This window comes from Herbaspirillum chlorophenolicum (assembly GCF_001189955.1).
GTDB lineage: Bacteria > Pseudomonadota > Gammaproteobacteria > Burkholderiales > Burkholderiaceae_D > Herbaspirillum > Herbaspirillum chlorophenolicum.
The window spans coordinates 20,847-47,533 of the sequence record NZ_LFLT01000033.1; the positions used below are offsets into that span (position 1 = coordinate 20,847).

The following is a 26,687-nucleotide window of genomic DNA, read 5'->3' on the forward strand; positions in this document are numbered from 1 at the left end:
CATGCAACTTAAATATGTCTGGTTCCCCCTGGGGGCGGTGCTGATATGGGCGGGCAATACCGTCATCAGCAAGATGTCGGCCGGCGTGATTGCGCCGGAAGACATTTCCTTTTACCGCTGGGTACTGGCCGCCGTACTGATGTCGCCGTTCCTGGCCAAATCGACCTGGGATGCGCGTGCGCAGATCAAGCCACACTTGGGCAAGATCCTGGTGCTGGCGCTGCTGGGCATGGTGCTGTTCCAGAGCCTGGCATATTTCGCCGCCGCTACTTCCTCGGCCACCAGCATGGGCATCATCGCTTCGCTGATGCCGTTGTTGACCTTGTTGCTGAGCATCCAGTTGCTGTCGGAGCCGCCCACTGTGGGCACGGTCGCCGGCGGTGTCTTGTCGCTGTTCGGCCTGGCGGTGCTGATTGGCCGCGGCCATCCGCTGGCGCTGTTCGACCAGGGGGTAGTCATGGGCGACCTGCTGATGCTGCTGGCAACCATCTCCTATGGCTTGTACGGCGTGATGCTGCGCCGCTGGGCCTTGCCGCTGCGTACCTGGCAATTGCTGTACATGCAGGTGCTGATGGCGGTGGTGCTGCTGTTTCCCGGTTTCGTCTTCGGCCACCATTCGCCGTTGACTGCGGATAACCTGCCTCTCCTGCTGTATGCCGGCATTGCCGCTTCCATCGTTTCGCAGTTCCTGTGGATGAAGGGCGTGAGCCATCTGGGGGCCAGCCATTGCTCCGTGTTTGTGAACCTGATGCCCATTTTTACCGTCGCCATCGCGGTGCTGGCATTGGGCGAGGACTTGCACGGCTACCACGCCATCGGCGGCGGCATCACCCTGGCCGGCGTGCTGATGGCGCAGATATTGAAGCAACGCCTGCCCGGCCGTGCCAGGGCCGGTTGAAGCGGCGCCTTGCGGCAGGCGTTGCCAATCACAATGAAGACGTGGCACCCTGCGGGGCGACAGCGATAAAAACAGGAGCTTGGACATGATCGACGCCGACATGATCGTTAACTGCACGGTCTACAAGAAAGGCAAAAAACTGCGCGAGATCGTCCTCGACGACATCAGCGAGGTGCTGAAAGAAGAGGACACCTTTGTCTGGCTCGGGCTGCTCGAACCCAACGTCGAGCTGATGAACAAGATCAAGGAAGAATTCTGCCTGCACGAGCTGGCAGTGGAGGACGCCTACGCCGCGCACCAGCGCCCCAAGATCGAGGAATACGGCGACACGCTGTTCGTGGTGCTGCATACCGCCCAGTTGAGCGGCGGCGAGGTGCAGTTCGGCGAGACCCACATCATGACCGGCCCGCGCTTCGTGATCACGGTGCGCCACGGGGCTTCGCGCAGTTATGCCAAGGTGCGCGAGCATTGCGAGATGCTGCCCGAGCGCCTGGTGCGCGGCCCCAGCTTCGTGCTGTATTCGATCATGGACTTCGTGGTCGACAACTATCGCCCCATCATGGATGACCTGGAAGCCAAGTTCAGCCAATACGAGGCCCAGTTGTTCGACCCCACGGCCAATACCGGCAAGGCTTACCTGCAGGAGCTGTATCAGTTGAAGCGCCAGCTGATCCGCCTGCGTTCGGCGGCTTCGCCGCTGCTGGACGTCTGCACCCAGTTGCTGCGGTTTCATGAAAGCCTGATCACTAAGGAAGGCAAGGCCTACTTCCGCGACATCTACGACCACGTAGTGCGCTTCATCGACACCGGCGACCGCTTGCGTGAAATGGTGGAGTCCGCAGTCCAGATCAACCTGGCCCAGGTGACCATCCACCAGAACGAGATCGTGCAGACCCTGGCCGGCTGGGGTGCGATTCTGGCCATTCCGACCATGGTGTTCAGCCTGTACGGCATGAACTTCGCCAACATGCCGGGCCTGAGCTGGCAGTGGAGCTTTCCGCTGGTGCTGGGCGGTATCGTTACCTGTTGTTCGTTGCTGTGGCGCAGGTTGCGCAGGGCGGGGTGGTTGTAAAAAAAGGGGCAATGCCGCTCAGTTAAGCTGACAATGATCACCGTCGCCCTGACGAGAGTCAGGGCCCCGCGTCGTTCAGCGCTCATCGATACGCTGCTAAAGCCACTGGGTCCTGACTTTCATCAGAGCAACGAGTCAGGCAGTTGTGGTCTAACTGGGCGGAATTGGAGACGCTTTACTTAGCGTGCTGATGCTCGACGAGCCATTGGCGTAATGCTCCATTCATGCGGCTTTGCCATCCATCACCGTCCCGCTTGAAGGCTTCCACGATATCCTCGTCGAAGCGCATCGTCACTTGTACTTTAGTGCCGCTTCCGGCGGGACGACCGCGACCACGCGCCGGCCGCAGGTTGGCAAGTTGCTCGTTGGTCAGCGGCTGGGCATCGGGATCGGATAGCGCAGCGGCCGTAATGGCGGCATCTTCTTTTTCATCCGGCAGAATCGTTCCTAGTTTAAGTTTGGGCATAGTGTTGAATCTCCCTTTTGTTCGCCTTGCGTAAGCTGATGATGCACCGGGTGTTTTCACGATCCATATATACGACAACATAGAGTCGCGTTCCGAGGTAGGCAATAGCGACTTCACGCTGTTCGCCGTAATCGCGCCGATTGTCCAGAGTGACGAACGCCGTGTCCCAGTCGATTTGAACGGCATCGGCGAGTGAGATGCCGTGCTTTTCGAAGTTGATGGCATTTTTGGCGGAATCGAATGTGATTTCCATATTAATTGTAACTACATAAATTTTGTGCTGCAAGAATTATTTGTAGCTGCAAATAAAGATGACTACCTTAGTCGTAACGCAGGTTGAACAGCACGTTCAAGCCAGTAATCGTCCCCGCCCGCACCACCACCGACCAGCGGCGCGACAGTTGCCAGGTTGCCTTGGCCACGCTGGCGGCACCTTGCAGGCTCTGCTCGTAGCCCAGGGTGATCTTCTGGGTGATCTCCTTGCCCAGGTTGACTACCTGGTCGTCGGTGAGGCCCGATTCGCTGGCGCCGATGGAGAACTGGTCCAGGCCGAAGTCCTTGGCGATGCGCTTGCCGCCAAGGTTGCCCACCAGCGCCAGCGCCTGGCTGCTGGCGCTGCGCTGGCCGATGCTGGAGCTGTCGGTGCCGTGGCCGAACATCATCCATGACAGTTTTTCATCGTCAGGCACATTGGGTTCGGACACCAGTTGCACGCGTGGGCGATTGGCGGTGCCGGTCACCGACACGCCGGCCTCGACATCCTGGTTGCGGCGCATGGCGAGGATGTTGATGTTGGGGTTGCTGATCGGCCCCTGGAAGTTGATGATGCCGCGCTCGATGTTGAGCTTGGTGCCGAAAGCTTCGTAGGTGCCTTCGGCCACGTTGATGGTGCCGGTGGCGCGCAGCGGCGAGAGCGGTTCGCTGCGCACGTTCATGTCGCCGCGCAGCAGCAGGTCGGCGCCGGTGCCGCGGAAGCGGAAGTCGTGGCCGAGGTCGACCGCGATATTCATCACCGGCGCGAACTTGCCGGCCGGCTTCTCGGTGGCGGCTTCCAGTTTTTGCTGCGAGCTGGCGTTGGCGCCGGCTTTGGTCTTGCCGTCGCGGCGCACGATCACTACATCATCGCCCAGCTTGGGCGCGCTGCTCTTGGGCAGGTCGAACAGGGCCTTGTCCACGATGAATTTGCCATCGATGTGCAACTGCTCGTTGACGTTGGCGATCTTGCCCTGGCCCGACAGCATGAGCTGGCGATCCGGGCTGGCGAACAGTTCCAGGCGATCGGCAGTGACGGTGGCGTTGAGGTTGGGATCGGCCGCGCCCAGTTGTACCTTGCCTTCGGCGCGCAGCGTGCCTTTGCCGCCGTGGAATTCGATCTGGCGCAGGTCGATCACGTTGTTGTCCATGACGATGCGCACGATGCCATCCTTGAGCTGTATGCCCTGGTCGAACTGCGTCACCGCGAGGTTATCGCCATTGATGGCGCCCGACAGCTTCGGCTGGCCGAGCGTGCCGCTAGCGTTGAACTCGGCGCCGAGCTTGCCGTTCAGGCTCACTTGCGGGCCAATCAGGTCGCCCACGCGCTTGAGTTCCGGCACATCCAGCCGCGCCTTGAGGTTCAGGGGCGAGGCATCGGCCAGAGCCAGCAGACTATCGATGCGTTGCAGTCCCAGCGTGCCGCCCAGATCGATAGTGCCTATCCGGGAGGCGTTCACGCGGCCGTCCACACGCACCTGCTGGCCTTGCAGGTCGGCGCGCAGGCGCAATTCGGACAGACCGAGCGTGGCTTCGCCATTGCTGGCGGTTACGCGGACATCGCCCGATTTGCGCGCCAGCTGGAAATAGCCGCTGGCGGTCTCGGCCAGCGAAAAGTCCCAGTCGCTGTCCAGTACCAGGTCGGTCTTGACCGGCGGCGGCGTGCCGGTGAATTCCTGCGCGATCTGCAGCAGGCGGCCGAGGTCCAGCGAGAGTACCTGTCCGGCCGAGGCGATGCGGCCCTGGCGCCATGACAGCCGTTTCAGATCGAGCGCCATGCGGTCGATTTCCAGCCGGGTGCTGCCAGCTTCAACCGCATCGGCCGAGGCCTCCAGCGCCAGCGGGCTGGCCAGGGCGACCTGTGGGAAACCCTTGTTTTGCAGCTTGTCGATGCTGCCGGCCCAGCCGTATTTGCCGCGGGTCTTTTCCGTCACCTTGCCATGCGCGGCAAAGTCCAGATCCAGGGTTTGATCCATGACCTTGCCGACGCTGCGCAGGTTCAGCGTATGGTTGCCCCAGGTGCCGTTCAGGTTCAGATCCAGCCTGGACAATTCTGCCTGCGGGCCGCAATAGCCTTCACCTTCCACCCGCAGGTCCAGTTTGTTGTTGGGCGAGGCGACGCCGGCGGCGAGGTCGGTGCGCAAGTCGGTTTCGCCAGACAGGCGTGCCAGATGGTGCGGACCGAATGCCAATTTTTCGGCCTGATAGGTCGTGTGCAGGTTGGGGCGTTGCTGTGTGCCGGTCAGTTGGCCATCCAGGCGCAGCAGGCCGGAGAGGCCATAGCCCAGGCGCTCCAGATACGGAGCATCGACCTTGAGCGCAAGGGCATCCTTGCCGGTGCCGAAACTGCCGTTCAGGTTCAACGTATTGCCGGCCACCAGCAGGTTGGCCTTGCTCGGCAACAGCCGCATGCCAGCCAGGTTGATGTCGCCCTGGCCGCTCATGGGCAAATCGCCGTAGCTGCTGTCGTGGATGCCGAAGGCCAGCTTGAGCTTCAGTTCCGGCGAGATGGCGCCGCTGGCGTTGAAATCCATGTTGATCCGGGCTTGTACCGGCTTGGAGGCAGCGGCCGCACTGGTTTTTTTCTTGCCGGCGGCGGCAGGCGCGGGAGCGACCGCATGCAACCAGGCTGTCGGATCGAAATCCACCAGCTTGCCTTTGACGGCGTAATCCATCGCACCAACCGTCTTGAGCGTGCCGGCCGCTTCCACGCGCGACTTGCCGGCAGCCAGCTGGGCTTGGTGCAACTCCACTTCCTCCGCACGGATGGTACTGTCCACGCGCAGCTTGAGCTCGCGGTCATCCAGCGCCAGCTTGATTTGCTGGGCGCCGGGCGCCAGTGTCACATCCAGCGGGCCGCCCAGTTGCGTGGGCTTGAGCTGGCGGTGGATCTGGTTCAGGTCCAGTCCGCTGATGCGGAAATTGAAGCTGCCGCCCATCTCCTGCTGTTTACCGGCCTCATCGCTGCCGGGACGGAATTCGCCGCCGCCTTCGATGCGTGCGTTCTTGGGCAAGCGCAGTTGGAGTGACGATATCTTCTGGCGCTGCAGGTCGAGATCGACATCGGCACTGGCCGAGAGCAGCGGCAGCAATTGCTGGTCGAGACTGCCGGGTTTGGCGTTGTCGATGGCGATCTTGCCGGTCACGCGCATGTCGTCGCTGCTGGCCCCGGGAGCGGGGTGCAGGTCGGCGCTCACCCGCAGGTCGGCTTGCGGGGCGCCGGCGCTGAAGGCTTGGGGGTTGATGTGCTGCAGGTCGACTTTGGCGCTTTTTAGCGGCACTGCCGCGAACGGCGTGGCTTGCACGTCGGCTGTACCGTTGAGCTTGTCGCCGCTGGCCTTGAGCGCGATGCCCAGATCCTGCAGCGAGCCAGACAGTTGTGCCGCCAACTGGTATTTCTCTTGCAGGCTGGCGTTCTTGTATTCGCCGGACAGCTCCAGCCCGCCACTGATGGCGAACGGCGCGCGGCCGTTCAGGTGCAACAGCGCAGCGGCATCGCCGAAGGGTGTGACGAGGCTGTCGAGCACCAGTGTGTGCTGCGTGCCGTCGGAGTCGCCGTGCAGGCGCAACTTGGACAGCTCGGTGGTGGAGGCGCCCTGGGTGAAGCTCAGCCGGTCCAGTGCGATTTCATTGATGTCCAGCGCCAGCGGAATCGCCAGCGAGGCCGGCATGGTGCTGGGTTCGGAGGGGGAAGGCTGCTGCTTGAGGATGACCGTACCCACACGCAGGTAGCGCACGCTGAATTTGCGCTGCAGCGGCGCGAGCTGCCAACTGGCGTCGATGCGGTCGATGTCGAGGATGCGCTGCTCGTCCTGGTAGTGCAGGTCGCGCAGGCGCAGGCCGTCGGCGATGGTGCCGCCCAGCAGTTGGCCCGACAATTTGCCGCCCAGCGCCTGTACCGCGCCGTTCCATACCAGGCGTGTGCCGCTTTCGGTCTTGACGGCATACAGGCCGGCGCCCGCCACAATCAGCAGCGCCGCTGCCAGCGTGCCACCGCTCCACAAGGCGATCTTGCGGACGCGCTTGTTCCTCCGCTTGGGCGGTGTGGCGTGTTGCTCCGGGGCGGAAGGAGATGCTTGCTGGTCGCTCATGCGTTCTTGTCGTTCAAATCTTGTCTGTCGTGTTCACGTGCGGGCTGCCTCAGAAGGCGATGCCCAGCGAAACGTGCGGGCGGATCTGGCGTTTCTGCACGCCATAGGCCAGATCCAGGTTGAGGGTGCCGACCGGGCTGCGCCAGCGCGCGCCGGCGCCCACGCCGTTATAGAAAGTCTTGTTGCTCCAGTTGTCGGCGGCCGCGCCGATGTCGTAGAACACGGCTGCGCCCCAGTTCTCGGTCAGCCAGTGCTGGTATTCGGTGCTGCCCACCGCCAGGTACTTGGTCGGATAGACGATGCCGTTCTGTTCGTTGCCGATGCTCTGGTAGCTGTAACCGCGCACCGAATCGTTGCCGCCGGTCCGGAACAGCAGCGAGGCCGGTACCTCGGAGGCGCTCCCGGCGGTGAAGACACCGCCCAGTTCGGCCCGCAATACGATCAGGTCGCGTTTGCCGGCCGGCACGAATTGCTTGAAGCGGCCGTACAGCCGGCTGAAGGTCTGGTCGGTCTGTACACCCTTGACGGCGAAGCCGGCTTCCAGCGTCAACAGGTTGCCGTGGCGCGGGAAGATCGGGTTGTCGACGTTGCGCCGCGCCCAGGCGAAGCCGGGTACCAGCGCATGGTGCTTGCCGGGCGTGACCACGGTATTGGCCGGCAGGGTGGCGCCGTTTTCCTGGGTCAGCTGGTCGCGGTAATAGGTGAGCGAATAGGTGGTGTCGTACAGCTCGCCGGTGCGCGCACGCTTGATGCCGATCTGCTGGCTGCGCAGGTCGATGCCTTCCAGCGTGGTGCGTTCGTAGGAACTGTTGATGCTGTTGACGAAGGCTTTTTCATCCGGCGGCATGGCCAGGCTGAGCAGGCCGTACTGGCGCTTTTGCTCCAGCCGCAGCTGGCTGTCGAATGCATAGGCGCGGTTGAACACGTTGTAGTGCGAATACCGGCCTTCGACCTGGGCGCCGGTATCGGTGCCATAACCCACGCCGGTGCGTATGCGCTGGATCGGGAACTCGGTGACCTGCACTTTCACCGGGGCCATATCCGGGTGCTCCGGGTCATCGTCGATACCGACGATGGCGTTGGAGAAATAGGGCGTGCTCTGGATCTGGCGCTGCAGCGAGAGCAGGCGGTCGGCATCATAGGCCTCGCCGACATTGAGCGGGTTGACGTTGCGGATGATGCTTTCCGGATAGCGTTTGGCGCCGGTGATCTGCAAGGGGCCCAGCGTGAAGGCCGGACCGCTGTCGTACTGTACCGAGAGATCGGCGCGATGGCTGTCGGGATCGATCTCGGCGCGCGACTGTGCGATGCGTGCGGCCGCGTATTTCTTTTGTTGCAGCGCTTGCAGCCCGGCATCCTTGGCCTTGTCCCAATCTTCCTGGCGGAACGGCTTGCCGGGCGACAGCAGCCAGTCGCGCCGGATCGCCTCCACACGCGGCAAGTCCTGCTGCGCTACCGCGCCGGTCGCCTGGATGTCGGCCTGGCCGACTTCGGTGCGTTCGCCGGGCTCGACGTGGACGATCACGCGCTTGAACTCTTCCTTGCCGTCGGCGCTGCGTTCGTTGTTGACTTCGACCTTGGTTTGCGGCGAGAAATAACCTTCGGTAGACGTCAAGTCGCGTACCTGGTCGCCGACGGTGTCGATCATGAACTTCAGCTGGTCGTCGCTGATGTCGTCGCGTTCCTGGTAGCGCGACAGGTCGAGAAAATCCTTGAGCATCGATTGCACCGGCTTGGGCGCATCGATCTCCACCTTGTAGGCGGCGTTGGCAGTCTCAGCGGCGCAGCATAGGCATGCGATGGCCAGGCGGCAGGTCCAGTTCATTAGGTCACTTCATATTCTGTTAATGCGGGCAGGGCGCGCCGTCTGCTGCGGGGCCGGTGCAAAGTCGGGTACGATGACAGCCTGTACCGGCGCCTAGACCTGGCGGCAGTGCGGATAGTTCCGGTTGCAGGCCCGCATGGCGCCGTCGTGTGGGCATAAGCCGCATCGGTTTGTATTAGCAGGCATTGTAATGCGGCTCCCCGGCGAATTAGCGTCGATCATGCCGATTTCACGGTGTACAGGTCTATTTTCAGAATTTTCTTGGTTGCCAAGGCAAGTGGAAGGAGAAGCAGGTGAGTGTCGACGTCTATTCGGAAAAAGCCAGCTGCGAGCGTCTGCTGTCGGTGCATCGCTGGACCGACAAGCTGCTGACCTTCCGCACCACGCGCCCGGCCGGCTACCGTTTCACCGCCGGCCAGTTCGCCCGGCTCGGGCTGGAGGTCGACGGCGAAATCGTCTCGCGCGCCTATTCGATCACGTCGGCCGAGTCCGGGGAGGAACTGGAGTATTACGCCATCATCGTGCCCGGCGGTCAATTCACCACCCACCTCGATGCCATGCAGCCCGGGGATCCGGTATGGGTGGAAAAACTCAGCTACGGCTTCATGACCGCCGACCGCTTCACTGACGGCAGCCAACTGTGGATGCTGGCTACCGGTACCGGGTTGGGGCCTTACCTTTCCATCCTTCAGCAAAAGGACGTGTGGGAGAAATTCCAGGACCTGGTCGTGGTGCATTGCGTGCGCAGCCGTGAAGAGCTGGCCTATGCTGACAAGTTCGGCGCCTTGCGTGCGCAGGTACAAGCGGACGGCTTGCCGGCCAGGCTGCATTACCTGCAGTCGGTGACGCGCGAACCTGGCGACGGTGCGGTACTTTCAGGGCGTATTACCACGCTGCTGCGCGACGGTGGCCTGGAGCGGGCTACCGGGCTGGCAATCGACGTGGCGCATTCGCGTTTCATGGCTTGCGGCAATCCTGAGATGGTCACCGAGGTGCGCGAGATCCTGCGCGAGCGCGGCATGACCCCATTACGCCGCACCGGGGGCGGGCAGTTCGTGACCGAGGATTATTGGTGAGCCGAGAGGCTCTTGCAGCAGGCTAAGTGCAATGGCAAGACATCAAAGGGCATCCGCATCGGGTGCTCTTTTTTTTTGCTGGATCGAACACGGTACAACGGTTTTGTTATAGATCGCAGGCCGCATGAAGGACGCGGCATCATCAACGGTAATTGAGCGATACCAGGATGGTGCTGCGTACCTTTTCCTGGGGCGAAGCGCTTACGCCGAGCAGTTGGGTATCGAGCCGGAGTTGCTTTTGCTGGCCGGTGGCCAGTGCGAGCGGGATGATTGCGCCAGGAGGCAGTTCGCGGCCGTTGTGGCTCATGGCCATGGTCACGCCTTCGACGCCGGTTGCGAATCCGGCTCGCGTTTCACGGCCGCCTTGTTCGAACGAGATCTGGACCGACTGTGCAGCATGGCATTTCAGGCTCAGGTCGAGCGCCGAGCTTGCCGTTGCGCGCTTGTCGCGCAGGCGGGTGAGGTCGTCTGCTGCATAGTTCAGATTGCCGGTGGTGACGGTGCACGGCGGTTCGACGATGGCGCCGCTGAAGTTGATGGTAAGGTCAGTCGCCAGGCACAGAGCGGGAGACAGGGCGATGGCGCCGATCATCAGGACGCGTTTGGTAAAAGCGGATTTGCTGGACATGGAAAGTACTCCTGGTTTGGTTGCCCTCCCTGGGCCCAAGGTCGCCGCATTCTTTGTTGCGGCATTTTCCAATGTATCGAGTGCGAGAATTATTTCAATTATCGTCTCGAAATTATCCGAGAAGTATATCAAATGAAATTCTGGGTTGCTGTTGCTTTTAGTTAACTCGCTATTTTTATTTTGTTTTTATCTCCACTTTTTTTAAATATTTTTAGCGTGCAGTTTTCATAGGGCGATTCGGCAATTGATGGCTGTCGATGGAAAAAATGTCGGGAACCAAGCGCGAGAGCTACCGGTCGAGGTCATGTGTCAGGCAAGCGGCGCCATGGAGTAGCCGCAGATCAGCAATGACATCATCGATATCAGTCAATCAAATCAATTCAATTGGGGGTAGCAAAAATGAATCTGAACAAAGTCTTGCACGTCGCCATCGCCGACGATCATCCGGTAGTGCTGGGGGCACTGAAGAACGAATTGGGGCGCTTGCCGGAAGTGCGCATCGACCTCGAAGTGGAAACCGGGGAGGCGCTGCTGACCGCGTTGAAGCGCTCGCCATGTGAAATCGTCATCACCGATTTCACCATGCCAAACGACGAGCGGGAAGACTCCGACGGCTTTTCGCTGATCAAGCGCATCAAGGCCGACCATCCATCCAGCAAGGTGATCGTGTACACGGCGATGGCCAATAGCGCGGTGGTCAAGCGGCTGTACCGCATGGGCATTTTTTCGGTCATCAACAAGCGCGAAAAGCCGGAAGAACTGATCAACGCCTGCCTGGCTACGCAAAGCAGCAAGCAGGTGTACTTCCCGGTGTCGTTGCGCGGAGAGCTGGAAGTGAATTGGGCACAGGGCGAGGCGTTCTCGCAATCGAAGGAACTGACGCTGAGCGAGCTTGAAGTGGTTCGCCTGTTCGTCGAGGGAAATTCGCTGTCCGACATCTGCGATCGTCTCTCGCGCACGCCCAGCACCGTCAGCACACACAAGAACAACGCCATGCGCAAGCTTGGCCTGAATACCGATGCGGACCTGATCAAGTACGCCTATTCGACAGGAATGATTTCGTGATAATCGGTATGTAAAGATGAAAAAAAGCAGCGAAAGATCGCTGCTTTTTTTTCGTTTTATTTTGTTGCTTTTTCCGTTTTCAGAATTTTCTCATATCAAAAAAATACCCCATCAATAAGATGCTTCCTGTGTCCGAAGTCGGTACTTCAACCTGAAAAATGAAGGTGCCGATGCTTTCGGCCTCACGGCTTGTCGGAGGGGCTTTTGTCCTTCTTCTTTCCGGCCGTAACACACCTATGTGGCGTAGTGCCGTCGGCGATGCCGGAATGTGCGGAGCGCATGGGATTCATCTGATATTTTTGGAGTAGAGAAAATGAAAAAAGCAGCACTGGCCGCGGTAGTGGCCGCAGCAATGGTTCCGGCTTTTGCATCGGCAGCGGATTTGACCATTAACTTCACCGGCACCATCATCGCTCAGACCTGCACCGTCAATGGCGGCAACAGTTCGTTGAACGTGGCGATGCCCACTGTTGGGGCCGCCCAGTTCAAGCAGGCGGGCGATGTCGCCGGTACCACGCCGTTCCAGGTACAACTGACCAATTGCCCGTCGGGTGTCACCCAGGTGCGAGGCTTGTTCGAGCTGGGGCCGAACGTCAACACATCGACTGGCGACCTGAAGATCGCAGCGGCAACCACCGGCAAGGCTACCAACGTCGAAATTCGACTGCTGGATTCGACCGCTAGCAAGGTACGCGCAGACGGTGGTCAGACTCCCCCGGTCGCTGTCAGCTCGGGTAATGCGACCATCAGCATGTATTCCCAATACGTCGCTACCGCTAATAGTGTGACCGCCGGCAAGACCGATACCTCGGTTGGCTTCACCATCGCTTACAACTAATTCCGGTTGTTGAGCATGCCGGCCCCAGGGCCGGCATCCCGTCTTTCTGATTTCCCTTTGACAGATGTGTTTCGATGAGCGCGCGTGTGCGCCCTCATTCAAGCATTTCCATTGCTTTTTCAGGGAGAGGTTAATGAAAAAAATCATGAAGAGCGCCATCGTCGCCACAACAGTATTGGCTGTGCACGGAGCTGTGATGGCCAGCGTCGTCATCAGCGGCACGCGTGTCGTGTTTCCGTCCAACGAGAAAGAAGTGACGATACGCCTGAGCAATGAAGGGCAGCAGCCCGGCCTGGTGCAAGTCTGGCTGGACGAGGGGGATGTGCAGGCGGCACCCGAGCAGATCAAGGTGCCCTTCGTACTGACGCCCCCCATGTTCCGCATCGAGCCGGGCAAGGGACAGACGATACGCATGCTCTACAACCAGTCGCCGTTGCCTCAGGATCGCGAATCGGTGTACTGGCTGAACATGCTGGAAGTTCCACCCAAGCCGGAAGATGGCGATGCCAACTACATCCAGATGGCATTTCGCACGCGCATCAAAGTGTTCTTCCGCCCCAAGGCGCTGAACCTGCAGGAGAAAGTGCAGGAGGCGGCAGGCCAACTCAAATGGTCGCTGGCCAGGACGGCGGACGGCAAGTCCTATGCCCTTGAGGTCAGCAATCCCACTCCCTATCACGTCAGCTTCATGCACCTGGGCGTCGATGCGCCGAATGGAAAGAATGCCGTGAACGAGGACGGCGGCATGGTCGAGCCAGGCAAGTCCGCCAGCTTCGCGCTGCAAGGCGGCGAAAGCCTGCCTGCCGGGCCGGTGAAGGTCAAGTACACCTGGTTGAACGACTACGGCGCCGGTGTCGAGGGCGAGGCGCAAGCCGTCAAATAATGCTGCCGGATGCCTGGCCGTTGCACGGCAGGCGTCCGGTTTTGCCAACCATTTTTGGTATTGCACGAGATGAAGAATCGCAGTCCAGTCTTTTCGTTGAAGCCGCTTTGCGCCCTGGTCATTGGCGTGCTGGCGGCCATGCATGCGCAGCTTGCCTATGCGGAAAAGAGGACGAAACTCGCCCAGATCGAGTTTGGCGATGATTTCTTGCGCCGCAACGGCCAGGCGCCGGTCGATCTCTCCCGTTTCAGCGATTCCAATCCGGTGCTGCCGGGTGCCTACCGTGTCGACATGTATGTCAACGGCGGATGGGTCGGCCGCCAGGATGTGAGTTTTCGTGCCGAGGCAGGAAGCGATGAGGTCAAGGCCTGTTTCAACCGGACGCTGCTCGATATCATCGGCATCGACTTCGGCAAGCTGAGCCCAGAGGCGCTGGCCGCGATCAAGGATGCCGCGCCCGACCGCTGCTTTTCTCTGGAAGACATCGTTCAGGACGCCAGCCTCAAGTTCGACAGCGGCGATCTGCGCCTGGAAGTCGGCGTTCCTCAGATCGCCTTGCGCCGCAGCGCGCGCGGCTATGTCAGCCCGGAACTCTGGGACAAAGGCATTACTGCGGCCATGCTCAGTTATAACTTCAATGCCTACCGCACCGAGTTCGGCGAGAAAAGCAACACGTCTTATTATCTCGGCCTCAATGGCGGTGTGAACCTGGGTGAATGGCGCCTGCGCAATGTGTCGAGCGTGATTCGACAGGGCGATGGCCGCAACCGATTCCAGACCATCGCCTCCTACGCGCAGCGCAGTATCGTTCCACTCAAGAGTGAGCTGACGGTCGGGGATTTCTATACCAGCGGCCAATTGTTCGACAGCATGTCCTATCGCGGCGTGCAGCTGGCGACCGACCAGCGCATGCTGCCGGAGTCGCAGACCGGTTATGCGCCAGTGGTGCGCGGCGTGGCGCGTTCGAATGCAAAAGTCCGCATCATGCAAAACGGTAATGTGATCTATGAAACCACCGTTCCGCCAGGCCAATTTGAAATTACCGACCTCAATCCCACCGGTTTTGGCGGCGACCTGAATGTTGTGGTGACAGAGGCCGATGGTAGCCGCAGCAGTTCCACTGTTCCGTATGCCTCGGTGGCGCAACTGCTGCGGCCCGGCAGCGACCGTTACAGCGTCATTGCCGGGCGCACGCGCAGCAACGGACGGGCTGCGGAAGCCGGTTTCGTCCAGGGGACCTATGAACGCGGCATTTCCAACGAGATGACGTTGTTTGGCGGCGCCATTGCCGCCCAGGATTATCTGGCGCTGCTAGGCGGCAGCGCATTCAGCACACCGATCGGGGCGATGTCGGCCAGCCTTACGCAGTCGCGCGCCAAGGTGAGCGAGCGCGATACGCGCAACGGCCAGAGCCTGCGCCTGGACTACAGCAAGTTTTTGGAGCGCACCGACACCAACGTCACACTGGCGGCCTATCGCTATTCCAGCAGCGGTTACCTGCGCCTGCAGGATCTGCAGGGCTTGAAGCAATTGGCCGGCCGCGGCGCCGACTTCGTCTTGCAGGACCGGCAGCGCAGCCAGCTCCAGTTGAGCGTCACGCAACGGCTGGGCGATGGCATGGGATCTTTCTACGCCACCGGCTCGTCGCAGAACTACTGGAACAGGCCGGGATCCACCACGCAGTATCAACTGGGCTATAACAACAACTGGGGAGCAGTGAGCTACAGTGCTTCGGTTTCACGCCAGCGCGACCTTTCTTCGGGGCGGACCAATACCCAGTACTTCTTCAGCGTTTCGCTGCCGCTGGGTCGCGAACCCAATTCACCCATGCTGAGCAGCAGTATCACGCGCGACAACAATAGCGGAAGCACCATGCAGACTTCCTTGAATGGAACTGCAGGTGCCGACAATGCCTTCTCTTACGGCATCAATGCCGCAAAGAGCCAGGGCGGGGCATCGTCATCGGCCAATGCCCAGTACCGTGCACCATTCGCCACCTTGGGCGGTTCTTACGGTTACGGTCCGGGCGGATCGCGCCAGATGTCGGCACAGGTTTCGGGGGCGCTGGTGGCGCATGCCGGCGGCATCATCCTGTCGCAGTCGCTGGGCGATACCATCGGCATCGTGGAGGCACGGGAGGCAGACGGCGCCATGGTCAATAGTTCTGGCGTACGCGTCAATGGCAGCGGATACGCGGTCGTTCCCTACCTGACGCCATATCGCACCAATGAAATCATCATCGATCCCAAGGGAACCTCCACCGACGTTGAAATGAAGGTGACCAGCCAGCGCGTGGCGCCATATGCCGGCGCGGTGGTGATGATGAAGTACGAGACCGTCAGCGGCCGCTCGCTGTTCGTGCGGGCGACGCAATCGAATGGCGAGCCGGTGCCTTTCGGTGCGGAAGTGCGCAGCGCCCAGGGCGTGGTCGGGATGGCGGGGCAGGGTGGCTTGATCTTTGTGCGCCTGGCCGACGAGAACAGCGGCATCCTGAATGTACGCTGGGGTACGACAAGCAAGGAACAGTGTTCGTTGAGCTTTGCGCTCGGCCCGCGCGAGAAGGATAAAAAAGATGCGCTAGCCGAACAACTGAGTGCGGTGTGCGAATCTCCTGCGGAGCTGGCAAAGCGCAAAAGCGGGGTGGAGATCATCGGCCGTAACGATGGGCAGGCGCCGCAGCCGGGGAAGTCCTGATGAGATGGGGCGGCCGTGCTTGCGGGCCGGTTCCGCCCGTTCATTCATGGACGGGTGTTTTTTATTAGAGGGACTACTCAGTGCAGCCCGGCTGGCGACTTGATGCGATGGTTTTGCAAATGGGCCGCGCCTGCTTCACTGACAACCACTTTCGCCTCTTCACCCGGCGCATGGAGACGGGCAATGAACCCCCGTGCGTTGGCCTCCTCCCACACCGGCAGGCGCGGGCAGGAGGTGCGCCAGGCTTCAATTACCTCGCCGTAGGGGCGGGCGGTGGGGCCGATCCATTCCAATAGATCGAGGATCAGCGGTTCGACGGAACCTTGAGCGTTGGCCAGCACGTCCGGATTGACTACATGGATTGGATGCCCCGCTGCGTAGGACACGATCTGATCGAAGATGTCCGAGAACTGGATTTCGTACTCATCCTCTGTCACATAGCCGATATGCGGAGTGCATACGACATTGGGCATCTGCAACAGTGGATGTTGCCGGTCGCGCAGCGGTTCTTCATCATAGACGTCCACCGCGGCCATGCCGGGGCGCCCCGCCTGTAGTGCATGTTCCAGTGCACCTCGCTCAATCAGTCCGGCGCGGCTCGTATTGACCAGCAAGGCAGTCGGTTTCATCCGGTTCAGATCCTCCCCGGTGACAATGCCCCGCGTGTCCTTTACCAGGCGCATATGGAGCGAAAGCACGTCGCACATCTCAAAAAACGTCCGTTTGTCTGGCGCTGTTTGCCAACCGTCTTCGCGCGCCCGTTGCAGCGAGGCTTCCCTCGCCCAGACGATCACCTTCATTCCAAACGCCGCGCCGTATCGCGCCACCTCGGCACCGATGCGGCCGTATCCATAAATGCCCAGCGTGCGTCCGCGCAGGGTGCGGCCCACGCCGATCTGCCAGCCTCCATTTTGAAGTGAGCGCATCTGCTGAGGAATCTGGCGCATGCACGCGATGACGAGGCCCCAGGTCAGTTCGGCTGCCGCATAAGACGGGCTGCCGGCATGCTGGTTTGATGAAACGATGATGTTGTGCTCGGTACATGCGTCGATGTCGATGTGCGGATAGACGCTGCGCTGGCTGATCAATCGCAGCTTCGGCAAGCGTGCAATGAGCGGTGCGCGGATCTGGGTGCGCTCCCGGATCAATACCAATACTTCGGTGTCGCGCAGGCGCTCGGCCAGTGCGTCCACGTCCTGCACATGATCATTCCAGATCGTGACGGAATGGCCGTCCAGTTTGCGGAAGCTCGGCAGGGTACGCAGCGTATCGAAATAGTCGTCCAGAATAGTAATGTTCACGAGAAATGCTCCGGTAAGGTGGCTACCTCCAGAATACGCCGCCGATTCATGATTTCCAATGCACTAGGGAATCATTTTTGATACCCTCAGGGTATGGAAATCGATTTGCGTCGCCTTCGGGCCTTTGTCGCGCTAGCCGAAGAAGGCAACGTGACCCGTGCAGCGGAACGGCTGGGTATCCAGCAGCCGCCGCTCACACGCCTGTTGCGGGGATTGGAGACGGATTTGGGCGTGCTGCTCATGCAGCGCCTGCCGCGCGGCATCCGGCCTACGGAGGCCGGAAAAGCATTGCTGGAAGAAGCGCGCGTCATCCTTGCCCGCGCCGATGCGGTGGAGGCAATCGTCCGGAGGGCAGCTCAAGGCGAGCAGGGGCGGCTCGCGGTCGGCTTCACAAGTTCGGCCGCGCTGCATCCATTTGTACCGGTTGTACTTCGCGCCTTTAGAGAGAGGCGCCCGGGCGTCTCCGTTATCCTGGAGGAGGCCGGTACCGTCGAATTGGTGGACGCGTTGCTGCACGAGCAGTTGGACGCCGCTTTTGTGCGCTCACCGGTCGGCACGATTCCCGGGATAGCGGTTGACGACGTACTCGATGAGCAGATGCTGGTCGCGCTTCCCGCAGGGCACCCACTGGCCATCGATATTGACCAAGCCTTGCCGCTTTCGGATTTAGCCCGAGAGGCATTCATCTTTTATCGCCGCTCAAGCGGGCCGGGTCTTTACGATTCGATTCTTGCCGCATGTCGTGAAACCGGATTTAGTCCCACCGTCGTGCAGGAAGCGCCGCGCCTGCCGGCAACGCTCAGCCTGGTGGCGGCCGGTCTCGGTATTTCTATCGTGCCTGCCTCGATGCGGCGCCTTGGGGGAGAAGGAATTACCTACAGGGCGCTAAAAGATTGCGCGGGATTGTCTGCGCCCTTGCATCTTGCTACGCGCAAAGACAATCGCGCCCCGGCTCTGATGGAATTGCGAAGGCTGGTGCAGCGGATGCGGCAAGACCATTCTTAGAAACGGTTTCCAAGAGTCGACAACTTTCTTGCCGAAGCGGGAACGTGGCACGTTACGCGTCTATGACCGCAGCGAAACAACGAAAAACTAAGGGGATTTGGACACTGTGCGAAAACACAGCAAGAAGACGGGAAGTCTTACAGGATTGGGGTGGCTGACGGGACTCGAACCCGCGACAACAGGAATCACAATCCTGGACTCTACCAACTGAGCTACAGCCACCACTGATGCATTGATGCGAAAGCAAAACTACTTGCGATTCATCAGTGAAGCGCACGATTATACAAAGCCTTGGGGCAGATGGCAACTATATTCCCCGTTTCTTGGCGAAAACACCATCGGGCAAGTAAAGCCCACCCGGCGCCGCTTATATGGCGGCTTTCAGCCGGATTCAGGCTTGCCGGCCCAATGCATGCACATCCGGATGCAGGTCCAGCAGCGTGGCGAAGGCGTATTCCAGCGTTGAGCGGCTGGCGGTGGTGTAGCCGGTCAATGAACCGGGGCCGCGGTCCCGGTGCAGGCCGCGCGCCTGCAGCAGCCGCAGCAGCTGTCGCGTGACCGCTTCGCCGGTATCGATGATTGCGCATGGCCGGCTGGCCAGCCGACGGCATGTATTTTCGATAGCTTCCCTGACGAAAGGATAATGGGTGCAGCCCAGCACCAGGGTATCGGCGCCTTGTTCAAGCAGCGGCGCCAGATAGCGTTCCAGCAGCGATACCGTCGCCGGCGAATACAGTTCGCCTTTCTCGATCAGGTCCACCAGGCCGACGCAGGCCTGCGGCAAGAAGCGCACCCGATATTGCTTTTCCATCTGTTCCTGCAGCGTGGCGAAGCGCTGGCTGGCCAACGTGCTGCGCGTGGCCAGCACGCCCACCGTGTTGCTTTGGGTCTGCTGGGCTGCGGGTTTGAGCCCCGGCTCGATGCCGACCACCACCAATTCCGGCCAACGTTCGCGTATCGCCTGGATGGCTGCAGCAGTGGCGGTATTGCAGGCAACCACCAGGGCCTTGATGCCTTGCGTAATGAAGAAGGAAGCGATCGCCAGCGAGCGCTCGACGATCTCGCCCTCGGTCTTGTCGCCATAAGGCGCATAGCCCGAGTCGGCGAAGTACAGCAGGGTTTCGTGGGGCAGGGCAGCGTGGATGTGGCGCAGCACCGACAGGCCGCCGATGCCGGAATCGAAAATGCCGATGGCAGCGTCGGCTGTCATCGGCATCGATGGAACTGCGGGCGTCATCGCGGAAGAAGCTTCAGAACTATGTTGCTGCATGTTGCTTCGGTTTCTCCTGCTTTCTCCTACGATGGCGGGCTGTTCGCATTGGCGTTGATCAGGCGGTGGTGACGGGGATCTTGGAGAGCGAAACGCTCTGCGCGATCTTTTCCTTCCACTCCGCGGGGCCGGTGTTATGCACCGAGATGCCATTGGCATCGACCGCCACCGTCACCGGCATGTCCTTGACGTCGAACTCGTAGATCGCTTCCATGCCCAGGTCGGCGAAGCCCAGCACCTTGGCCGACTTGATCGCCTTGGACACCAGGTAAGCCGAGCCGCCTACTGCCATCAGGTAGGCCGACTTGTGCTTCTTGATGGCTTCGATCGCGGTCGGGCCACGCTCGGACTTGCCGATCATGGAGATCAGGCCGGTCTGTTCCAGCATCATGTCGGTGAACTTGTCCATGCGGGTGGCGGTGGTCGGGCCGGCCGGGCCCACCACTTCGTCGCGTACCGGATCGACCGGGCCGACGTAATAGATCACGCGGTTGGTGAAGTCCACCGGCAGCTTCTCGCCCTTGGCCAGCATGTCCTGGATGCGCTTGTGCGCGGCATCGCGGCCGGTCAGCATCTTGCCGTTCAAGAGCAGGGTCTGGCCCGGCTTCCAGGACGCGACTTCTTCCTTGGTCAGCGTATTGAGATCGACGCGCTTGGACTTCTCGGTATCCGGCACCCAGTGCACTTCCGGCCATTCCGACAGCGACGGCGGTTCCATGTAGGCGGGGCCCGAGCCGTCCAACACGAAGTGGCCGTGGCGGGTCGCGGCACAGTTGGGGATCATGGCGACCGGCTTCGACGCCGCGTGCGTCGGGTGCATCATGATCTTCACGTCCAGCACGGTGGTCAGGCCGCCCAGGCCTTGCGCGCCGATACCCAGCGCGTTGACCTTGTCGCACAGCTCGATGCGCAGCTCTTCGGTCTTGTTGTTGGGGCCGCGCTTCTTCAGCTCGTACATGTCGATGTCGTCCATCAGCACTTCCTTGGCCATCAGCATGGCCTTCTCGGCGGTGCCACCGATGCCGATGCCCAGCATGCCCGGCGGGCACCAGCCGGCGCCCATGGTCGGCACGGTCTTGAGCACCCAGTCAACCAGGTTGTCGGAGGGATTGAGCATGACGAACTTGGTCTTGTTTTCCGAACCGCCGCCCTTGGCGGCGATGCGCACGTCGACGGTGTTGCCCGGCACCAGTTCCATGTGGATCACGGCCGGCGTGTTGTCCTTGGTGTTCTTGCGCTCGAACTGCGGGTCGGCCACGATGGAGGCGCGCAGCACGTTGTCCGGATGCATGTAGCCCTGGCGCACGCCTTCGTTGACGGCATCGGCGATGGAGCCGGAAAAGCCTTCGAAGCGCACGCCCATGCCCACCTTCAGGAACACGTTGACGATGCCGGTGTCCTGGCAGATCGGACGCTTGCCCTCGGCGCACATGCGCGAGTTGGTCAGGATCTGGGCGATCGCATCCTTGGCAGCCGGGTTCTGCTCGGCCTCATAGGCGCGCGCCAGGTGCTGGATGTAGTCCACCGGGTGGTAGTAGCTGATGTACTGCAGCGCGGCGGCTACGGATTCGATGAGATCGTCTTGCTTGATGATGGTCATGGCTGGTTCTCTCAGGGTTTGGAATAGGGAGGCGGTCAGTGCGGCGTGTCGGGCGAATCGGGTGACTGCGGCGCGGGATGTGCCATCAGCTTGTCGCAATACGCGATCGCCATGGCGGAAACCAGGAAGGTCACATGGATGCCGGTCTGCGCCAGCAAGGTCTTGACGTCGTACAGGTTGGCGTTGATGAAGGTCTTCAGCAGGTGGATCGAAGAGATGCCGATGATGGCCGTGGCCAGCTTCACCTTCAGCACCGACGCATTCACATGCGACAGCCACTCCGGCTGGTCGGGGTGGCTTTCCAGGTTCATGCGCGAGACGAAGGTCTCATAGCCGCCCACGATCACCATGATCAGCAGGTTGGAAATCATCACCACATCGATCAGCGCCAGCACCACCAGCATGATGGTCTGCTCGTTGAGCTTTTCCGGACGCGGTGCGCCGGTGATGGCCACGGCATCGAGGATGTGGTCCAGTGACGCGGCGTTGCCCAGGGCTGCGCCGATCAGGTCCGACAGCTCGACCCAGAAGTGATAGACGTAGACGCACTGCGCCAGGATCAGGCCCAGGTAGAGCGGCAACTGCAGCCAGCGGCTCATGAAAATCAGGTTGGGCAGGATACCGATCTTGCGGGGGGATTGTTGTTGCGAATCTTTCATGGAGGTCGATTGGCGCGTGAGATCTGGCGAGGTATGGCTGGCTTCGATTATTGGATTCGAATTGGGGCCGTATTTTACACGCCCTTGGGCATAGTCTCGTGCGGCCGCACAAGAGAAAGTGCCGCAAAAACGCGAGCAGAGCAGTACCTGCGGGAAACATGCGGCTATGCCACAATGGACGGATCGTGAACATATCGACATGATTCCAGTCTCCTTGGATGGGACTGCTTGCCGGGTTCAAGCCTTTGAACATTCTTTCAGCATTTCGCAAAAGCGGTGGCGGTCGCCCGCAAAGCCTTGCGCACAGGCGTTCCCGCTCGGGAACATTGCCGTTTGTGTAAGGACTGAGTAAGTGAAACGGCCTATGTTTTGCGGAAAGCAAAAACTACCTAGTGGAGACTACCGTGGCTGACATCGAAACTTTCAAACAAGAGAACCGTGTATTTGCACCGCCCGCCGAACTGGTCAAGCATGCCGCCATTTCCGGCATGGACGCCTACAAGGCCCTGAACGCCGAATTCGAACGCGACTACGAAGGCACCTGGGCCAAACTGGCCAAGGACAACCTGAAATGGCAGAAACCCTTCACCAAGACCTTGAACGAGTCCAACGCGCCGTTCTACAAATGGTTTGAAGATGGCCAGCTCAACGTTTCCTACAACTGCCTGGACGTCAATCTTGAGAACGGCAACGCCGACAAGACCGCCATCATCTTCGAGTCCGACGACGCCAAGGTCACCCGCGTCACGTATCGCGAACTGCACCAGAAGGTCTGCCAGTTCGCCAATGGCCTGAAATCGCTGGGCGTGAAGAAGGGCGACCGCGTGGTCATCTACATGCCGATGTCGGTCGAAGGCGTAGCCGCCATGCAAGCCTGCGCACGCATCGGCGCCACCCACTCGGTGGTGTTCGGCGGCTTCTCCGCCAAGTCGCTGCAAGAGCGCGTGATCGACGCCGGCGCCGTGGCCGTCATTACCGCCGACTACCAGGTGCGCGGCGGCAAGCAATTGCCGCTCAAATCCATCGTCGACGAAGCGCTCGCCATGGGCGGCTGCGACACCATCAGGAACGTGGTCGTCTACAAGCGCGCCGGCGCCGAGATCAACTGGGTGCAAGGGCGCGACCTCTGGCTGCACGACGTAGTGGCCAACCAGTCCGACGCCTGCGAGCCGGAATGGGTGGATGCAGAGCATCCGCTGTTCATCCTCTACACCTCCGGCTCCACCGGCAAGCCCAAGGGCGTGCAGCACGCCTCCGGCGGCTACCTGCTGTGGGCGGCGCTGACGATGAAGTGGACCTTCGACATCAAGCCCGATGACATCTACTGGTGTACCGCCGACATCGGCTGGATCACCGGCCACACCTACATCGCCTACGGCCCGCTGGCGGTGGGCGCCACCCAGATCGTGTTCGAAGGCGTGCCGACCTATCCCAACGCCGGCCGCTTCTGGGACATGGTCGCGCGCCACAAGGCCACCATCTTCTATACCGCACCGACCGCGATCCGCTCGCTGATCAAGGCCGCCGACGCCGACGAGAAGGTGCACCCCAAGCAATACGACCTGTCCACGCTGCGCATCCTCGGCTCGGTGGGCGAACCGATCAATCCGGAAGCCTGGATGTGGTACTACAAGAACATCGGCAACGAGAAGTGCCCGATCGTCGACACCTTCTGGCAGACCGAAACCGGTGGTCACATGATCTCGCCGCTGCCGGGCGCCACGCCGCAAGTGCCGGGTTCCTGCACCTTGCCGCTGCCGGGCATCACCGCCGCCATCGTCGACGAGACCGGCAACGACCTGCCCAACGGCAACGGCGGCATCTTGGTCGTCAAGCGCCCCTGGCCGTCAATGATCCGCACCATCTGGAACGACCCCGAGCGTTTCAAGAAGAGTTACTTCCCTGAGGAACTGGGCGGCAAGACCTACCTTGCCGGCGACGGCGCCGTGCGCAACAAGGAGACCGGCTACTTCACCATCACCGGCCGCATCGACGATGTGCTGAACGTCTCCGGCCACCGCATGGGCACGATGGAAATCGAATCGGCGCTGGTCGCCAACAGCATGGTGGCCGAGGCCGCAGTCGTAGGCAAACCGGACGAAACCACCGGCGAATCGATCTGCGCCTTTGTCGTTTTGAAGCGCCCACGTCCCACGGGCGACGAAGCCAAACAGATCGCCAAGGAATTGCGCGACTGGGTCGCCAAGGAAATCGGCCCGATCGCCAAGCCCAAGGAAATCCGCTTCGGCGACAACCTGCCCAAGACCCGCTCCGGCAAGATCATGCGCCGCTTGCTGCGCGTGCTGGCCAAGGGCGAAGCGATCACCCAGGACATCTCCACCCTGGAAAATCCGGCCATCCTGGATCAGTTGAAGGAAGCGCAATAAGGTCGTCGGGCCGCAGAACCGGCATGTAAAAAGGCCGAGGGAGCGGGGCGCACAAGTCACAGTCGCCCGGTTCCATCGGCTTTTTCACGATCCCAATGAGCAAAAAAGCTTCAACTTGAAGAAAAACTTGCTATAATCTGCGGCTTCGCTAAACGCGACCCAAATCCAGGAGAGATGGATGAGTGGTTGAAGTCGCACGCCTGGAAAGCGTGTATAGGTTAATAGCCTATCGGGGGTTCGAATCCCCCTCTCTCCGCCAGAATAAGTAAGCCCTTGATTTTTCAAGGGCTTTTTTATTTTCAATTCGCAACTGGCGTCACTCCGCGGGAGTACTCCTCATTCAGGGGAAACCATGCGAATCCCTTGCAGAATCTACCAGCCTAGACATGGCGTGATTACTACCGCTATCAGTTCTGTTCCCATGGAACACGTAAAGAACAGCGCATTTCTCTCGGCACCAAAAATCCCGTTCACGCTAAGGCAAAGTGATTGTGTTGATTTGCTCGCAGATTTGATCCTCTCATTTGCCCCACCTTCTATTGCCTGCTGAAGATGGCTACCCGGTCATACGATCCTTTATATCCCAGCTCTCTGAAGTTCGTTCAAGGCAGTATCACTTTTCAGATAGGTCTGGATGCTCAAGTATCGGTAGTTATCGAAAGCCCTGACCGGCAACGGTTCGGGGCTTCGCTATTCCTGTGTCAGCGATCCGAACTATAGGAGCTTAATCGGAAAAGATCGTGCTAAAGTAACTCCACGTAATCGTCTCTCCGCGCTAGTCACAGCACATTCTACTGAGCGATTGTAATTCGCATAAGAATTTTCGCGTTTTTCACTTTTGGGGAAGTGCCCGATGAATGTGCAGGCAGAACAGAAGTCGGAGAACGACTCACGGCGGGACTATGCACAAAGGGAGGGGGAGGGGCGATCAGGGATCGTACCTGCGTCGTTCGTAGATAACCGTCCTAGCGCTTCACTTCAGCGGGAACTCCAGAACATCGCCCACACAAGCCCTCGTTCGCAACGCGCGGCGCAACTGCAATCCGTCATTCAAATGAAAGAAAACAAGACGGGTTTGCCAGACCATCTCAAATCCGGAATTGAATCGTTATCAGGCATGAGCTTGGACCACGTCAAGGTTCACTACAATTCGTCTCAGCCCGCACAGCTAAGCGCGCATGCCTATGCGCAAGGAAGTGATATTCATTTGGGGCCAGGTCAAGAGCGCCATCTGCCCCATGAGGCATGGCATGTGGTGCAACAGGCGCAGGGACGAGTTGCACCGATGAGGCAATTGAAAGGTGATGGGCGCCTCAATGAGGATGTTAACTTGGAGCGAGAGGCCGACATGATGGGGCAGCGCGCTTTCACTTTGCAGGCATCATCCAAAACGTCAGAACAGCCACCAACTGCTAGGCAACATCAGGGCTTTGTAGGAGGTAGCGTTATCCAGCGCAAGGTTATTAGCTATATTGGGTGGACATCGAATTTCGCGCTCACGCCGGGATTGGTGGAAAGTGCATTTGCAGGGGAAGACTTTTCAAAGGCGAAGAGGCTTCCTACAAATATAGCGCGAGGAAAGGCGGCGCACGAAACTATCCAGAAAGATGAGTTGCAAAAAAATGCAGAACCAGAATTTGGTATTCCGGGTGCGTCAAAGAACAAAGAAGGCGAGATAGGATTCGTTGACTTTATGCGTGGTGACGCATTCTACGAAATAAAGCCTGATGGTTATGAAGACCTGGCAAAAAAGGAAGCTCTGGAGTATGTAGGTAAGGCGGGCGAAGCCGGCCGGAACTTTTATGTGCCGGGTGGAGATTACGCATCTAGGGACATTCCCGTATTAAGTTGCAAACTGCCGTCAGAGGCTGGTGCAGGCTTTGTTGTTGTCTCTAGGCCTCGTGACGCAGTGCTGTGCTTGAGAACATTCGGTCTAGGGGACGGAGCCGTCACATATCAATGGGAGGTTCGCCACGTTTGGCGCTCTTCCGTTGCAACTGCTGCACCTTCCACTGCCGCGGCTTCTATCGGGGCATCCTTCGCGCATGGTGCTGCAGCTGCTTCGTCGTCGTCGCCTGCAGAAAGAAATGTTTATTCGAAGCGAAAAGGGCATGACGAAGAGAAAAAGTTCAATGGAACGGACGACGATGATTCAGACGACGGTGAGCGCGTGGACGCAAAGAAGGCCAAAATACGGCGAGCAAACGAAGAGGCTGGGCCTAGTGTAATTGAGACACTTATCCGACGGCAGGCGAGAGAGGCGGCGGAGAGGGCGAAAGAGCGGGAGAGGCAGAGGCTTTTGCGAGAGCAGGAGGAAGCGGCGGAGCGGGAGAGGAGTGAGTTAGAGGCTGCCGATGAGAAGGAAAGGGCGGAGGAACAGGAAAGAGGACGGGAGGCGGCGTCGGTTGCGCGCGCTAAAGCAGCAACGCTTCCTGGATTGTGGGGCATCCCGGCTAAAAGTACTCCAGAAAGTAGTAACGCGGGATCGCCGAAGAAAAAAAAGAAAGCAGGTGGTAAAAAGAAAGCAGGTGGTAAAAAGAAAGCAGGTGGTAAAAAAGCAGGCGGTAAAAAGAAAGCAGATAGCAAAAAAGCAGGAGTCAACAAGAAGAAAGCAACTGCAAAAAAATAGATAGAAATCCAGATGCCTGGTTGCAAAAAGAAGTTCGCACAATTTATA

18 protein-coding genes, 2 tRNA genes and 1 pseudogene are annotated in these 26,687 nt (G+C 59.9%); 11 read left to right on the plus strand and 10 right to left on the minus strand.

What is annotated here, in order from left to right:
* Position 1: 1 nt before the first annotated feature.
* Positions 2 to 898 (plus strand): DMT family transporter, encoded by an 897-nt coding sequence (locus tag AKL28_RS17715; RefSeq protein ID WP_050469481.1) that lies wholly within the window; start codon positions 2 to 4, stop codon positions 896 to 898.
* Positions 899 to 983: 85 nt separating this feature from the next.
* Positions 984 to 1,970, plus strand: coding sequence for a magnesium and cobalt transport protein CorA (locus tag AKL28_RS17720; RefSeq protein ID WP_050469482.1), 987 nt, complete (start codon positions 984 to 986; stop codon positions 1,968 to 1,970).
* A gap of 175 nt (positions 1,971 to 2,145) precedes the next feature.
* Here the strand turns inward: AKL28_RS17720 and AKL28_RS17725 are convergent, their stop codons facing one another.
* The 4 genes from AKL28_RS17725 to AKL28_RS17740 form a co-directional block, all read right to left on the minus strand.
* A complete protein-coding gene (locus AKL28_RS17725; protein WP_050469483.1) occupies positions 2,146 to 2,436 on the minus strand; it encodes a BrnA antitoxin family protein in 291 nt (96 codons plus the stop codon).
* Positions 2,423 to 2,689, minus strand: a complete 267-nt coding sequence (locus tag AKL28_RS17730) for a BrnT family toxin (protein ID WP_050469484.1) — start codon at positions 2,687 to 2,689, stop codon at positions 2,423 to 2,425. Before AKL28_RS17730 ends, AKL28_RS17725 begins: the two co-directional genes overlap by 14 nt.
* A 67-nt stretch (positions 2,690 to 2,756) precedes the next feature.
* Positions 2,757 to 6,779, minus strand: a complete 4,023-nt coding sequence (locus AKL28_RS17735) for a translocation/assembly module TamB domain-containing protein (protein WP_050469485.1) — start codon at positions 6,777 to 6,779, stop codon at positions 2,757 to 2,759.
* 49 nt (positions 6,780 to 6,828) lie between these two features.
* A complete protein-coding gene (locus AKL28_RS17740) occupies positions 6,829 to 8,604 on the minus strand; it encodes an autotransporter assembly complex protein TamA (RefSeq protein ID WP_050469486.1) in 1,776 nt (591 codons plus the stop codon).
* A 293-nt stretch (positions 8,605 to 8,897) separates the two neighbouring features.
* Between AKL28_RS17740 and AKL28_RS17745 the strand changes: the two genes are divergently transcribed.
* Positions 8,898 to 9,680 carry a ferredoxin--NADP reductase gene (locus AKL28_RS17745; protein ID WP_050469487.1) on the plus strand — a complete coding sequence of 261 codons (783 nt, stop codon included), beginning with the start codon at positions 8,898 to 8,900 and terminating at the stop codon, positions 9,678 to 9,680.
* Between the two features lie 142 nt (positions 9,681 to 9,822).
* On the opposite strand, the gene AKL28_RS17750 is transcribed toward AKL28_RS17745, so the two are convergent.
* The gene (locus tag AKL28_RS17750; protein ID WP_050469488.1) at positions 9,823 to 10,308 is read right to left on the minus strand and encodes a fimbrial protein; all 486 of its coding nucleotides are present in this window, start codon (positions 10,306 to 10,308) and stop codon (positions 9,823 to 9,825) included.
* A gap of 399 nt (positions 10,309 to 10,707) precedes the next feature.
* Between AKL28_RS17750 and AKL28_RS17755 the strand changes: the two genes are divergently transcribed.
* The 4 genes from AKL28_RS17755 to AKL28_RS17770 all read left to right on the plus strand — a co-directional run bounded on the left by AKL28_RS17755 (position 10,708) and on the right by AKL28_RS17770 (position 15,788).
* Positions 10,708 to 11,373, plus strand: coding sequence for a response regulator (locus tag AKL28_RS17755; RefSeq protein ID WP_050469489.1), 666 nt, complete (start codon positions 10,708 to 10,710; stop codon positions 11,371 to 11,373).
* 313 nt (positions 11,374 to 11,686) lie between these two features.
* Positions 11,687 to 12,211, plus strand: a complete 525-nt coding sequence (locus AKL28_RS17760; RefSeq protein WP_061286704.1) for a fimbrial protein — start codon at positions 11,687 to 11,689, stop codon at positions 12,209 to 12,211.
* Positions 12,212 to 12,344: 133 nt separating this feature from the next.
* Positions 12,345 to 13,094: a fimbrial biogenesis chaperone gene (locus AKL28_RS17765; RefSeq protein ID WP_082221557.1), complete on the plus strand. Its 750-nt coding sequence runs from the start codon at positions 12,345 to 12,347 to the stop codon at positions 13,092 to 13,094.
* A gap of 69 nt (positions 13,095 to 13,163) precedes the next feature.
* Entirely contained in the window at positions 13,164 to 15,788 is a 2,625-nt protein-coding gene (locus tag AKL28_RS17770) for a fimbria/pilus outer membrane usher protein (protein WP_050469492.1), read from the plus strand.
* Between the two features lie 332 nt (positions 15,789 to 16,120).
* Here AKL28_RS17770 and AKL28_RS17775 read toward each other — a convergent pair.
* Positions 16,121 to 17,089: pseudogene (locus AKL28_RS17775) on the minus strand (D-2-hydroxyacid dehydrogenase family protein); the annotation flags it as partial.
* A gap of 93 nt (positions 17,090 to 17,182) precedes the next feature.
* Here AKL28_RS17775 and AKL28_RS17780 point away from each other — a divergent pair.
* Positions 17,183 to 18,094, plus strand: coding sequence for a LysR family transcriptional regulator (locus AKL28_RS17780; RefSeq protein ID WP_050469494.1), 912 nt, complete (start codon positions 17,183 to 17,185; stop codon positions 18,092 to 18,094).
* Positions 18,095 to 18,240: 146 nt separating this feature from the next.
* On the opposite strand, the gene AKL28_RS17785 is transcribed toward AKL28_RS17780, so the two are convergent.
* The 4 genes from AKL28_RS17785 to AKL28_RS17800 all read right to left on the minus strand — a co-directional run bounded on the left by AKL28_RS17785 (position 18,241) and on the right by AKL28_RS17800 (position 21,623).
* A tRNA-His gene (locus tag AKL28_RS17785) sits at positions 18,241 to 18,316 on the minus strand.
* 169 nt (positions 18,317 to 18,485) lie between these two features.
* The gene (murI, locus tag AKL28_RS17790; protein WP_082221558.1) at positions 18,486 to 19,310 is read right to left on the minus strand and encodes a glutamate racemase; all 825 of its coding nucleotides are present in this window, start codon (positions 19,308 to 19,310) and stop codon (positions 18,486 to 18,488) included.
* A gap of 112 nt (positions 19,311 to 19,422) precedes the next feature.
* On the minus strand, positions 19,423 to 20,964 hold the full coding sequence (locus tag AKL28_RS17795; protein ID WP_050469496.1) for a fumarate hydratase: 1,542 nt from the start codon (positions 20,962 to 20,964) through the stop codon (positions 19,423 to 19,425).
* Between the two features lie 35 nt (positions 20,965 to 20,999).
* On the minus strand, positions 21,000 to 21,623 hold the full coding sequence (locus AKL28_RS17800; RefSeq protein WP_050469497.1) for a YqhA family protein: 624 nt from the start codon (positions 21,621 to 21,623) through the stop codon (positions 21,000 to 21,002).
* Between the two features lie 404 nt (positions 21,624 to 22,027).
* On the opposite strand from AKL28_RS17800, the gene acs reads away from it, so the two are divergent.
* From acs to AKL28_RS24870, 3 genes are all read left to right on the plus strand, one after another.
* On the plus strand, positions 22,028 to 24,010 hold the full coding sequence (gene acs / locus AKL28_RS17805; RefSeq protein ID WP_050469499.1) for an acetate--CoA ligase: 1,983 nt from the start codon (positions 22,028 to 22,030) through the stop codon (positions 24,008 to 24,010).
* Between the two features lie 168 nt (positions 24,011 to 24,178).
* A tRNA-Ser gene (locus tag AKL28_RS17810) sits at positions 24,179 to 24,269 on the plus strand.
* A 795-nt stretch (positions 24,270 to 25,064) separates the two neighbouring features.
* Entirely contained in the window at positions 25,065 to 26,639 is a 1,575-nt protein-coding gene (locus AKL28_RS24870) for an eCIS core domain-containing protein (RefSeq protein ID WP_231602481.1), read from the plus strand.
* Positions 26,640 to 26,687: the final 48 nt, after the last annotated feature.